This window comes from Streptomyces daqingensis (genome assembly GCF_014645895.1).
GTDB lineage: Bacteria > Actinomycetota > Actinomycetes > Streptomycetales > Streptomycetaceae > Streptomyces > Streptomyces daqingensis.
On record NZ_BMMP01000004.1, the window covers coordinates 65,525 to 77,496 of the forward strand.

The 11,972-nt window shown below is 71.6% G+C and carries 9 protein-coding genes and 1 pseudogene; 7 read left to right on the plus strand and 3 right to left on the minus strand.

Features of this window, described 5'->3' with window-relative positions; translation table 11 throughout:
• Positions 1–22 precede the first annotated feature (22 nt).
• The 3 genes from IEY56_RS07390 to IEY56_RS07400 form a co-directional block, all read right to left on the minus strand.
• Positions 23–880 carry a geranyl diphosphate 2-C-methyltransferase gene (locus IEY56_RS07390; RefSeq protein ID WP_189036307.1) on the minus strand — a complete coding sequence of 286 codons (858 nt, stop codon included), beginning with the start codon at positions 878–880 and terminating at the stop codon, positions 23–25.
• A 237-nt stretch (positions 881–1,117) separates the two neighbouring features.
• Positions 1,118–2,305: a family 2 encapsulin nanocompartment cargo protein terpene cyclase gene (locus tag IEY56_RS07395; RefSeq protein WP_189036526.1), complete on the minus strand. Its 1,188-nt coding sequence runs from the start codon at positions 2,303–2,305 to the stop codon at positions 1,118–1,120.
• Between the two features lie 360 nt (positions 2,306–2,665).
• The gene (locus IEY56_RS07400; protein ID WP_189036308.1) at positions 2,666–4,078 is read right to left on the minus strand and encodes a family 2B encapsulin nanocompartment shell protein; all 1,413 of its coding nucleotides are present in this window, start codon (positions 4,076–4,078) and stop codon (positions 2,666–2,668) included.
• 363 nt (positions 4,079–4,441) lie between these two features.
• Here IEY56_RS07400 and IEY56_RS07405 point away from each other — a divergent pair, with 363 nt between their 5' ends.
• The 7 genes and pseudogenes from IEY56_RS07405 to IEY56_RS07435 all read left to right on the plus strand — a co-directional run bounded on the left by IEY56_RS07405 (position 4,442) and on the right by IEY56_RS07435 (position 11,949).
• The gene (locus tag IEY56_RS07405; RefSeq protein ID WP_189036527.1) at positions 4,442–5,938 is read left to right on the plus strand and encodes a CehA/McbA family metallohydrolase; all 1,497 of its coding nucleotides are present in this window, start codon (positions 4,442–4,444) and stop codon (positions 5,936–5,938) included.
• A gap of 256 nt (positions 5,939–6,194) precedes the next feature.
• On the plus strand, positions 6,195–7,865 hold the full coding sequence (locus IEY56_RS07410) for a sensor histidine kinase (RefSeq protein ID WP_189036309.1): 1,671 nt from the start codon (positions 6,195–6,197) through the stop codon (positions 7,863–7,865).
• Positions 7,862–8,287 (plus strand): roadblock/LC7 domain-containing protein, encoded by a 426-nt coding sequence (locus IEY56_RS07415; protein WP_189036310.1) that lies wholly within the window; start codon positions 7,862–7,864, stop codon positions 8,285–8,287. The genes IEY56_RS07410 and IEY56_RS07415 overlap by 4 nt, the downstream gene beginning before the upstream one ends.
• Positions 8,284–8,652, plus strand: coding sequence for a DUF742 domain-containing protein (locus IEY56_RS07420; RefSeq protein ID WP_189036311.1), 369 nt, complete (start codon positions 8,284–8,286; stop codon positions 8,650–8,652). The genes IEY56_RS07415 and IEY56_RS07420 overlap by 4 nt, the downstream gene beginning before the upstream one ends.
• 103 nt (positions 8,653–8,755) lie before the next feature.
• The gene (locus IEY56_RS07425; protein WP_308424126.1) at positions 8,756–9,346 is read left to right on the plus strand and encodes a GTP-binding protein; all 591 of its coding nucleotides are present in this window, start codon (positions 8,756–8,758) and stop codon (positions 9,344–9,346) included.
• Positions 9,343–10,731 carry a cytochrome P450 family protein gene (locus tag IEY56_RS07430; RefSeq protein ID WP_373292045.1) on the plus strand — a complete coding sequence of 463 codons (1,389 nt, stop codon included), beginning with the start codon at positions 9,343–9,345 and terminating at the stop codon, positions 10,729–10,731. Before IEY56_RS07425 ends, IEY56_RS07430 begins: the two co-directional genes overlap by 4 nt.
• Positions 10,668–11,949, plus strand: a pseudogene (locus tag IEY56_RS07435) (cytochrome P450 family protein). The gene IEY56_RS07430 and the pseudogene IEY56_RS07435 overlap by 64 nt, the downstream one beginning before the upstream one ends.
• The last annotated feature ends 23 nt before the right edge of the window (positions 11,950–11,972 follow it).

Consider the following 11,972-nt stretch of genomic DNA (forward strand, 5'->3'; position numbering starts at 1 on the left):
GGGCCGCGCCGGGGGCGGCGGATCAGACCTTGTCGGCCGCGATCAGCAGGTACTGGAAGCTGCCGTCCTTGTACGCCTCCAGGAACGCCTTCTCGATGCCGGTGGCCAGGGGTGACCGGGCACGCAGCTCCCAGTACGGGATGGTGGCCTCGGTGAGGTCGACGACGCTGACGGGGACGAGGCGGTTGGCCGCCATCTCCTTGAAGTACCTGCTGCGCGGATGGATGCTGCAGATGTAGTGGGCGTTGATCTCGCTCACTGCCCGGGACGGCAGCCCGTAGGCGTCGTTGTAGCAGCCGGTGATGGTGACGTAGCGGCCGCCGTGCGCCAGGAGCCTGGCGTACTCGGGGAAGAGCAGCGACAGGTCCACGTACATGGTGCTCTCGTTGTTCCAGATCGCCTGGAAGGCGCCGCTCTCGAAGCCGGTGTCGAGCATGTTCCTGAGGTGGAAGCGGACCTTGTCCTCCACACCGCGCTCCCTGGCCTGGCCGTTGGCGAACTCGACCTGGGTCTCGGAGATGGAGACCCCGTCCACGCGGCAGCCGAAGCGGCTGTGGGCGACGAAGCTGCTGCCGCCGCGGCCCGAGCCGGAGTCCATCACCCGGTCCTCGGGAGTGAGGTCGCCGAGGTGGGTCATCAGCAGGTCGGCCTGCGCGCACTCGAGGCGGTGGAGCTCGGCCGTGAGGCGTTCCTGGCGGGTCTCCTCCGGGCCTTCCAGGACCGACCAGTCGGCCTCCCCGACGCCGTAGTGGTGGTGGTAGATGCCGTCGACCTCGCCCAGCCTGAGGTTGACGGGGTTCTTCTCCTCGTTCCAGTAGTTCGCCACGGACTTCTGGTAGAGGCTGCGCAGGGGGTGGGTGGCGGCGCCCTGGACCGTCATGGACTTCTCCTGATTCACAGTGTCGGCAAATGCGTTCAGTCGGCGTTGCGGGTGGTGCGGTGGTACGGATTCGTATGACGGCAGCCGGGATCGGCCGGCGTCGCGGATCGCGGATCGCGGATCGCGGATCGCGGATCGCGGATCGCGGATCGCGGATCGCGGATCGCGGCGGACGGTTACGGGGTCGGGGTGCTGGGTTGCCGAGTTACCGGGTTACCGGGTTTCTCGGTTACTGGCTCAGCTTTGGTTCTGGTAACGGGCGCTGGTGGCGTGCCACTCCTTGCTCCCGCCCATCCACGCCCACAGACCGGCCAGGTAGCGCCGCAGCTGCGGTGAGCCCGTCGCCGCGAGCACCGCGCAGTCGGCCTCGACGGTGTGCATGAGCTCGTCGTGAATGGCGGCCGTGCGGTCGACGGCCTCCTGGAGGGAGCAGCCGTCCTCTGCCGCGATGAGGTTGGGCAGGTTGGTGTCGCCGGGGTCCTCCTTGGCCATCGAATAGACGTCGTTGAGCAGGACGTTGGCCATGCCCGCGTAGAGGTAGGTGCGGCGCACGGTGGGGTCTGCGAACTCGTGGGCGGGCAGCTCGTAGCCCCCGACGGGGTCGATCAGCACCATGCAGGGGTAGAAGGCGTTCTCGTACCGGTGCAGCAGGTACTCCCACACGGCCGGCCTGCGCCCGTTGGTGCGCCACTCGGCCTCCTGCCCGTACCCGACGAACATGACGGCGAGTTCGTGGCGCAGGCGCGCCATCTGGGTCGTGCTCGCGATCTGCGACAGATGGCCGAGGCTGGACCGGAAGGCCCGCAGGACGGGCTGGCGCGCGACCAGCTCCTCGAACTGCGCGAGGTAGCGGGCCGGGAGCCGCACGGGGTCGATCACCGCGTGCGTCATCGCGAGGCGCGAGCCGAGGAGTTCGGGCTCCGTCTCCTCTCCCTCGTCGACCCAGTGGTCGTCCACTGACCACTCCGAGAGTCCGCAGCGGGCCGCGGCGAGCAGCCGGTCGGGATCGTCGCAGTCCGGGTGGGCGAGCATGAAGAGGCGGCCGAACTGGTGGGAGCGCAGGCGTTCCAGACGCCCGCTGAAGATGCCGATCTCCTCCGCCCATTCGACGAGGCGGTCGTTCACCTCCTCTCCGAGAGCGGGGTCGTCGCGGACCGCGTCGGGGCAGTACAGGGCGGGGGTGCGCACCGCCGGCTCCCCACCGGGCGGCGGGACGCGGGGCGCAGGAGGACCGCCGTCGCCCGTACGTCCCGGCTCCGCGACGGCGCGGGCTGCGGCCCCCTCCCCCGGCGGAGCCGCGGAGAGCGCTGCGGAACGGAACGCGCGGGCGGCGGCCGTACCGAGGCCCGTCGGCCCGGACAGCAGACGTCCGAGTGCCGCGCCCGGGGACGGCTGGGACGGGCCGGGCGCGCCCGCCGCGGGCACGGCGGGTGCCGGCGGCCCGGGTGGGGCCGGCGGGCGGGCGGGCTGCGGCCCGCTCCCCGGCCAGGGGGGCAGGCCGGCTCCACTGGTTCGCGTCATGCGTGAAGTGCCTTTCCAGTAGGACGAGTTCGCGCGCTTGCGGCGGCCTGGCACACACGGCCGGGGGCGCGTGCGGGCACGTGGAATCGGTTCGCGCATGCGGACGGTGCGTGCCGTACGTGGCGGCCGGCGCGGGGCCGGGACGGGCGGAGGAACGTGCGCCGCACCCCGGCGGATCAGCGCGTCCGCCGCTCCGCCGGGACGGCTGGCCCGGTCCGGCACGTCCGCCGCAGCCGGCGTGTACGCGCCGCCGCCCGGCTCCCGTCAGCTCCAGCGGCCGACTTCGACGTTCTCCAGGACGCCGAGCGCGTCGGGCACGAGGATCGCCGCCGAGTAGTAGGCGGTGACGAGGTAGGAGATGATCGCCTGCTCGTCGATGCCCATGAAGCGCACCGACAGGCTCGGTTCGATCTCGTCCGGGATGCCCGACTGCCGCAGCCCGATCACGCCCTGGTCGTCCTCCCCCGTACGCATGCACATGATCGACGTGGTACGGGACTCGCTGATCGGGATCTTCCCGCACGGATAGATCGGCACCCCGCGCCAGGCGGGTACGCGGTGGCCGCCGTTGTCCACGGACTCCAGCGACAGCCCGCGCTTGTTGCACTCGCGGCCGAACGCGGCGATGGCGCGCGGATGGGCGAGGAAGAACTTGTTGCCGCGCCGCCGCGAGAGGAGCTCGTCCATGTCGTCCGGGCTGGGCACGCCGTCGTGGGGCTGAAGGCGCTGGCCGAAGTCGCAGTTGCTGAGCAGCCCGAACTCCGGGTTGTTGACGAGCTCGTGCTCCTGCCGCTCGCGCAGCGCCTCCAGCGTGAGGCGGAGCTGCTGCTCGGTCTGGTTCATCGGCTCGTTGTAGAGGTCCGCGACGCGGCTGTGGACCTTGAGGACCGTCTGCGCGACGGAGAGTTCGTACTCGCGCGGCATCGGCTCGTAGTCGACGAAGGTGTGCGGGATGACCGGCTCGCCCGAGTGCCCGGCCGAAAGGTCGATCGCCGCCTCGCCGTACTTGTTGGTGCGCTGCTCGGGCAGCGAGGCGACCCTGTCCAGGTGGCCGCGGAGCCCCCGGGCGCGCACCGCGAGGTTGTCGACGTCCCCCTTGGAGAGCACGAGCATGGTGCAGGCGGTGCTGGCGCGGAACGTGCACTCCCACGTCGGTTCGGTCTCGGTCAGGCACTGCTCGCCGAAGTAGGCGCCGTCGGCGAGGAAGCCGAGCACCTGGTCCCCGCCGTACGGCCCGGTGCCGACCTTGTCGACGCGGCCGTGCGCCAGCAGGAAGACGCGGTCCTTGGCGTCCCCGGCGCGGGCCAGCACGGTGCCCGGCTCGCAGTCCACCCGCTCGCAGCGCTCGGCGAGCTGACCCAGCACCGACTCGTCGCCGTAGCCGCTGAGCGCCGGCAGTTCGCCCAGCTCGGCCGGGATGACCGACACCTCCCCGCCGGTCTGCACGAACGTCAGCCGTCCGTCGCCGACGGCGTAGCTCAGCCGCCGGTTCACCCGGTAGGTACCGCCCTTCACGTCCACCCACGGCAGCATCCGCAGCAGCCAGCGGGAGGAGGTCTCCTGCATCTGCGGAACGGACTTCGCAGTCGTCGACAGGTTCCGCGCCGCGGAGGCCGCCAGACTCTGCTGCGCGGACGCCTGCCCCTGCACGTCTTCCTGGCCGGCTTCAACAGTCATAGGTGTTCTCAGCCCTCCCTGTAGATGTGCACCACTCTCCTTTCGGATGACTTCACCTGTCATCACACGAAAGAAGGCGAATGATGCTTCCCGGTCCGGGGTAGCGGGCGTGCCGTGTCGTTTCTTCGCACAGAGGTCCCCACGAAGCGGTGTGCTCCGGCGCGTCCGGGACGCGTGCTCACGCCGTCGTCGCGGCCCTACGGCGCACTCCAGGGAGGGCGCGCCGCCGGCGGGACGTCGTCCACAGGGGTTCCCCCGCCCGCCTCCTCCGCGTAGAACGGTGACTCGTGGCGCCCGGGTGGCGGGCGTGGCTTCCGTGGCGCAGTCGGTGACGTTCTCAGTGGGGGGCGGGGCATGACCCGTATGGACAGGCGTGACGTACTCAGGATGTCGGCCGGCGTGTCAGCGGCGGGCGCGTTCACACTGAGCAGCGTGAACTTCGCGCACGCAGCCGACGGTTCGGAGGCGAGCCGCACGGTCCGCGGCCGCTTCGAGACCGGCGCGGCCGACTTCGTGTACCTGCCCGTCGAAATCCCCTCCGGCGTCCGCGAGATCGAGGTCTCCTACTCCTACGACAAGCCGGAGGTGCCTGAGGGCACCCAGGGGAACGCCCTGGACATCGGCATGTTCGACGAGCGGGGCACCGCCCTCGGCGGCCGGGGCTTCCGCGGCTGGTCGGGCGGCGCGCGCGACCGCTTCACGATCAGCGCGGAGAAGGCGACGCCCGGCTACGTGGCAGGCCCCGTTCGCGCGGGCACCTGGCACGTCGTGCTCGGCCCGTACACGGTCGCGCCGCAGGGCATGTCGTACGAGGTCACCATCACGCTGCGCCACGGCGAGCAGGGCGAGACCCCGCGGCCGGTCCATCCGCCGGAGCGGGCCAAGGGCCGCGGCAGGGCCTGGTACCGGGGCGACTGCCACCTCCACACCGTGCACTCCGACGGCAAGCGCACCCCCGCGGAGACGGCCGCGGCGGCCCGCGCCGCGGGGCTGGACTTCATCACCACCACGGAGCACAACACGACGTCGGGCCACGGCGCCTGGGAGGGCCTGTGGGACGAGGACTTCCTGATCCTCTGCGGCGAGGAGGTCACCACCCGCAACGGGCACCTTCTCGCCCTCGGCACCGACCCGGGCACGTTCGTCGACTGGCGCTACCGGGCCCGTGACGGCGTCTTCTCCCGCTACGCGCGCCGCATCCGCCGCGCCGGCGGCCTCGTCGTACCGGCCCACCCCAACTGCCCGTTCGTCGGCTGCCAGTGGAAGTTCGGGTACGAGGACGCGGACGCCGTCGAGGTGTGGAACGGACCGTGGACGCCGGACGACGAACTCGCCGTCGCCGCCTGGGACAACATGCTCACGGCGCCGCCCGCGCCGGGTCGCTGGCTTCCCGCGATCGGCAACAGCGACGCCCACGCCGAACCCCAGAAGGTGGGCCTGCCGCACACAGTGGTCCACGCGGAGGAGCTGTCCAGGCCGGCCCTGCTGGAGGCCGTGCGCGAAGGCCGCAGCTATCTCGCCGAGTCCTCTGAGATATCGCTCACGTTCGAGGCGACCGGCCCGCGCGGCGAGCACGCCGGCATAGGCGGGCGGCTGGCGGTGTCTCCGGACGCGGAGGTCTCGGTCCGGCTGAAGGTGGCGGGCGCGCCGGCGGGTGCCACCGCCCGCTTCATGACGGACGAGGGTGAGATGTACTCGGCCGCCGTCTCCTCCGAGCCGCTGGAGTGGCGTACGACGGCCTCGCTGGCGGCGTACGTACGGGCGGAAGTCCGCCACGCCCCGCCGGTCGGATCGCCCCCCGAGATGCCGGGCGCGATGGCGGCGATGACGAACCCCCTGTGGCTCGGACGCAAGGGCTGACGTACCGTCAGAGGCCGGCCCCGCAGTTGGCTTCGCCCGGCACCCCGGGGCGTCCGGGGAGTGAACTGCGTGCTCCAGCAGGAGAGTTGACGCTCGGGTTACGTGCGCACGCACCAGAAGGGTGCGCATACCACCTATGTATCCTGCGTGACCGTGTGGGTTCGCCGGGTGAGGGGTCCCCCGACGGTTGCGGCTGTCGCTCTGCCCGCGTGCGTCAACTCGCCGTACAACGCAATCCAGCCGACCAAGGACACCGATGACCGAGACACCGGTGGCGCTGATCGTCTTCCTCACCGCGGGAACCGTCGCCGCCGTCGTTCTGGCCCTGCTGTTCGTCCTCGCCCGGAAGGATCTGAGCCGCCTGCGGCGGCACTCCGGGGCCGTCGAGACGCAACTCCACGGAGCCACACGGCAGAACGCCGACCTCGGCGCCCGGCTGCGCGCGGTGGAGGAGGAGTTCAGGCACCTCGCGCAGAACCGGATACCCGACCTCGCCACCTCGCTGCGGCACAGAAACGTCCCCGTCAGAGGCCCGCTCGGCTCCGGAACGCTCACTCCTGAGATCGACCGGTCGATCAGCGCCGTGCTCGGCCAGGTGAGCGAGGAGGTCGTCAAGGAACGGCAGCGTGTCGACTTCGCCGCGCAGGCCGCCATGCGCGGCTCGACGACCACCATCCAGGCCCTGCTCTACCAGCTGCAGTCCCTCCTGCAGCGGATGCAGGAGAAGTACGAGGACCCGCTCGTCGCGGAGGATCTGCTGAGCGCGGACTTCCTCAACGAGCAGGCGCTGCGCCGCATCCAGTCCACCGCGGTCGTCTGCGGGGCGTGGCCCGGCCTGACCAGGGAGAACTCGCACCTCGCGGACATCGTCGTCGGTGCGATGTCGCGGCTCAGCGGCTACGAACGCGTCCAGGTCACCAACCAGTTGCGCGATCCCGTCGGTGTGGTCGCCCGGGCCGTCGAACCGGTGGCGATCACGCTGACCGAGCTGATAGCCAACGCGCTGCACTACTCGCACCCGGACCTTCCGGTCGTCGTCACGATCCAGCAGGGCAACCGGGGCGTCTCCGTGATCATCGACGACGCCGGCGTGGGCATGCACTCGGACGAACTGGAGCGTGCCCGCCGGATGATCTCCGGTGAGGAGACGGTGCTGATGACCGACCTCGGCGACCCTCCGCGCATCGGCTTCGCGGCCATCGGCCAACTCGTGCAGCAGTACGGATTCTCCACGCATCTGGAGGCCTCGCCGTACGGAGGCGTGAGGGCGATCGTGCACGTCCCGGGCGAGCCGCTGCTCACGCTGCTCGACGAGGAGGAGAAGCCGATGTCAGCGATGGCGCCGGCGCCCCCCGAGCGCGCCTCCCTGCCAGGCCGTGGCGGAACGGACGGCCTGCCGCTCACCGCTGCCTCCGCGCTGCTCGACGGACCGGACGCGGACGCCGTACCGGACGAGCTGCCGCGCCGCCGCAGGCGCCGGCCCGTCCCGTCGGACAGCGGGACGGCGGACGCGGCGACCCCGGAGCGTACCGGCCGGACCGGTCCGGAAGACGGCGGCTCCCCCACGTCAGCGTCTCGGTCTGGGTCCCCGTCCCCGTCCGTCTCGACGTCCAGGTCCACGGGCACCACACCGGACGCGGCCCCGTCCCGCTCCGCACCCCCCACCAGCCCCGAGGAGAGCGCCGACATCTGGGCCGCGTTCCAGCAGGGCACAGCCTCGGGCCGGGCCGCCGCCGGCATCGAGGACGGTCTCGGCGCCGGCCCCGCCCCCGTCAGCGGTCTCGGCTCCGGCCGGGGCAGCTCCGCGGCGGGGAGCGACGACAGCCGTACCCGCGAGACCGGCGGCGGCGAAGCACCGGGCGACGGCGCTTCCCCCGACGCCGAGCACATCGAGCACCGCACCTCCGAAGGGAATCCCCCCGCATGACCACCCCCGAGCGCCGATCCGTCCGCGAGGACACCTCCTGGGTGCTGGCTCCCCTCCTCGAACTGCCGCACGTGGTCCACGCGGCGGTCATCTCCGGTGACGGCCTCATCGAGGGCCGCTCGCCCGGCCTGGAGCGGGAGGCCGCCGAGGGCGTCGCAGCGATGCTCTCCGCGCTCCAGGGCGCGGCCCGCACGACCACCGCGGCCTTCTCCGGCGAACCGGAGGTGAAGCTCCGTCAGACTGTGATCGAGTCCGATCTCGGCTGGGTGTTCGCGATCCCCGCGGGCCAGAACACGTGCCTCGCTGTCTTCGCCGAACGCGACGTCAACATGGGGGTCGTGACGCACCACATGCAGGTGCAGGTGGCCACGCTGGGCGAGAAAGCCATGAGCAGTCCCCCGCGGCAGGGCAGCTCTGCATGACCCCGCCGCCCCGTGACCACAGACGTCTCGTTCCCGCCTACCTGGCCACGACCGGACGCGGCAGGCCCAGCCGCAACACGCTTGACCGGCTGACGGTCCTGCTCGCTCCGGCCGACCCCGCCACGAGGGACCTGCGCCCCGAACAGCGGCGCCTGCTGCAGCTGCTGCAGCCCGGGCCGCTCTCCCTGGCCGAGACCGCCGCGCATCTGCGGCTGCCGCTGAGCGTGGTCAGGGTCATGGTGGCCGACCTCGTCGACGCGGGCCTGCTGGCGGCCCGCGCTCCCGTACCCGACGCCGAACTGCCCGAACGGCAGATTCTGGAGAAGGTTCTCGATGGACTCCGCACTCTCAAGTCCTCCCGCTGACGCCCCGGAACACCCGGGCGACGGCGACACCGACGTACCCGCCGACGGGCCTTCCGGCGACGCCGCGGCGCCCGGCTCCCCGGCCGGCGAGGAGGCCGGCGCCGTGCCGCGCGCCGGCGTCTACCTCAGCGGCGACAGATCCCAGACGCTCGTGAAGCTCCTGGTCGCCGGCCCGTTCGGGGTGGGCAAGACGACGTTCATCCGCTCGCTGTCGGAGACGGAGCCGCTGCACACCGAAGAGGTCATGACCCGCGCCAGCGCGTCCGTCGACGACCTCTCCGGCGTCCGCGACAAGTCGACGACGACCGTGGCCATCGACTTCGGGCGCCTGACGCTCCCCGACGACTACGTGCTGTACATGTTCGGCACGCCCGGCCAGCGGCGCTTCAAACCGCTCTGGCAGGACATCGCCCGAGGCGCGGTGGGCGCGCTGGTGCTGGCCGACACCCGCCGGCTGTCGGACTCGTTCGAGGTGATGGACATGATCGAGGAGGCCGGCCTGCAGTACGCGGTCGCCGTCAACACCTTCCCCGACTCCCCGGCGCACTCCCCGTCGAAGCTGCGCGAGCACCTCGACCTGCTCCCCGACACACCCCTCGTGCTGTGCGACGCGCGCGACCCGGACCAGGCCACCGACGCCCTGATCGCCCTCGTCGGCCACGTACTCGCACTCACGGCACAGGAGACAGCGTGACCTCTCCCCGCCTGCCCCGCCCGCGCTCCGCCGGGCACCGCGACCCCGGTGACGGCGCGTCCGGCGCACCCCGCCGCGTCATGCCGCCCCCCATGACTCCGCCCGGCAGCGAGGTCACCCAGCTGTACGGGCCGGAGTTCGCCGCCGACCCGTACGGAACGTACGAGCGGCTGCGGCACTACGGTGCGCTCGCGCCGGTGGAGATCGCCCCCGGCGTCGGAGCGATGCTGGTGACGGACTACCGGGCCGCACTGGACCTGCTGCACGACCCGGAGACCTGGTCGAAGGACTCGCGCACCTGGATGAAGTCGGCGCCGGAGGACTCCCCGGTGCTGCCGATGCTGGCCTGGCGGCCCAACCTCTTCTTCAGCGACGGCGAGGCGCACGGGCGCTACCGCAGCGCCGTCACGGACGGCTTCGAGCGCATCCCGGCGCACGAACTCCGCACGGCCGTCGTCGAGTTCGCGGACTCCCTGATCGCGAAGTTCGGCGAGAAGGGCGAGGCCGACCTGATGGCGGAGTACGCGCGGGTGCTGCCGCTAATGCTCTTCAACCGCCTCTTCGGTCTGCCCGACTCCTACAGCGAACAGCTCATCACCGCCCTCGCGGGCGTGTGGGAAGGCCGCACGGCAGAGGAGGCCTCGGCCGCCGGCGCCGCGTTCGAGGGGTACATCGGCGAACTGATGGCGGCGAAGAAGCAGGCCCGCGGAGAGGACCTGACGTCCTGGTTCATGGACCACCCCGCCGGTCTCACCGACGAGGAGGTCATGCACCAGACGGTGATCACCATGGGCGCCGGGCACGAGCCGACGGCGAACCTGATCGCCAACGCCCTCGCCAGGATGCTCACGGACGACCGCTACTACAGCACCCTGTCGGGCGGCGCCCTCACCCCGCTCGACGCCATCCACGACGTCCTCCGGAACGAGCCCCCGATCGCGAACTACTCGGCCCACTTCCCCAAGCGGGACGTCTACTTCCACGGCACCTGGATCCGCAGGGGCCAGCTCGTGATGGTGTCGTACGCAGCGGCCAACACCCAGCACGGCAGGACGGGGCCCGGGAGGTCCGGCGGCGCGTCCGGTTCGGGCGGCGGCTCGCACCTGGCCTGGGCGGCCGGTCCGCACTCGTGCCCCGTCCAGCAGCCGGCGACGCTGATCGCCACCACGGCGATCGAGCGCCTCACGGCGTGGCTCTCCGACATCGAACTGACCGTCAGGCACGACGAACTCACCTACCGGAACGGCCCGTTCCATCGCGCTCTGACGTGCCTGCCCGCACGGTTCACACCGATCAGTCCCGACCAGCCAGGAGCGACTCCATGGGAGAGCAGGGAAAGCAGACCCCTCGAGGAACGGCGGACGCCGGCGACGCCTGCCCGGTAGAACCCTTCGTCGTCGATCCCGCCGGCAGGGACAAGCACGCGGAGGCGGAACGTATCCGCGCCCGCGGGCCCGCCGCCCTCGTGGAGCTCCCGGCCGGCATACGCGCCTGGTCGGTCGGCAGCATGGACCTCCTGAAGCGGCTGCTGACCGATCCGCGCGTCTCCAAGGACCCCCGGCAGCACTGGCCGGCCTGGCGGCGCGGAGAGTTCCAGGACAGCTGGATCCAGACCTGGGTCGGCGTGACCAACATGTTCACGTCCTACGGCGCGGACCACCGCCGGCTCCGCAAGCTCGTCGCACCCGCCTTCACGGGACGGCGCACGGAGGCGATGCGGCCCCGCGTCGAGCGGATCACCCGGGAGCTGCTCGACGAGATGGCGCGCGTCCCCGAAGGCGAGCAGGTCGACCTGCGCGCCGCGTACGCCCATCCGCTCCCGATGAGCGTGATCTGCGAGCTGTTCGGCATCCCCGAGGAGAAGCGCGCCGAGGTCGCGCGGATCGTCATGCGCGTGATGGACACGTCCGTCACTCCGGAGGAGGCCGCCCGGACCGCCAGGGAGATGCAGAGCGCCTTCGCGGCGCTCATCGCCCTCAAGCGCGAACAGCCCGGGGAGGACCTGACGAGCGTGCTCGTCTCCGCGCGCGACGACGACGGCGCACGCCTCTCCGAGGTCGAACTCCTCGACACGCTGCTGCTCGTGATCGGCGCCGGCCACGAGACCACGGTGAACCTGATAGGCAACGCGGTGCAGGCCCTGCTCACCCACCCCGAGCAGCTGCGTCTCGTCCTCGACGGCGCGATCCCGTGGGACGACGTCATCGAGGAGACCCTCCGCTGGGCCCCGAGTCTGGCGAGCCTGCCGCTGCGTTACGCCGTCGAGGACATCGAGCTGCCCGGCGGCCTCACGATCCGTCAGGGCGAGGCCGTCCTGGCCACATACGCCGCCGCGGGCCGCGATCCGGAGCGGCACGGGCCGACCGCGGCGGAGTTCGATTCGCGCCGCACCGACAAGGAGCACCTCGCCTTCGGGCACGGTGTGCACTTCTGTCTGGGCGCCCCCCCTCGCGCGCCTGGAAGCCCGTACAGCGCTGCCCGCCCTGTTCGAACGCTTCCCCAGGCTGCGTCTTGCCGTCCCCGCCGAAGACCTGGAGACGGTGGGTTCGTTCATCGCGCACGGCTACCGCACGCTGCCCGTCCTCCTCCACGGTGCCGGATGACGTGACGGCGGAGTGTGTACGTG

Bases quoted from the DNA above. Each gene is read 5' to 3' on its own strand.
- IEY56_RS07390 (WP_189036307.1), bottom strand. From the start codon at position 880: ATGACGGTCCAGGGCGCCGCCACCCACCCCCTGCGCAGCCTCTACCAG.
- IEY56_RS07400 (WP_189036308.1), bottom strand. From the start codon at position 4,078: ATGACTGTTGAAGCCGGCCAGGAAGACGTGCAGGGGCAGGCGTCCGCG.
- IEY56_RS07405 (WP_189036527.1), top strand. From the start codon at position 4,442: ATGGACAGGCGTGACGTACTCAGGATGTCGGCCGGCGTGTCAGCGGCG.
- IEY56_RS07410 (WP_189036309.1), top strand. From the start codon at position 6,195: ATGACCGAGACACCGGTGGCGCTGATCGTCTTCCTCACCGCGGGAACC.
- IEY56_RS07415 (WP_189036310.1), top strand. From the start codon at position 7,862: ATGACCACCCCCGAGCGCCGATCCGTCCGCGAGGACACCTCCTGGGTG.
- IEY56_RS07420 (WP_189036311.1), top strand. From the start codon at position 8,284: ATGACCCCGCCGCCCCGTGACCACAGACGTCTCGTTCCCGCCTACCTG.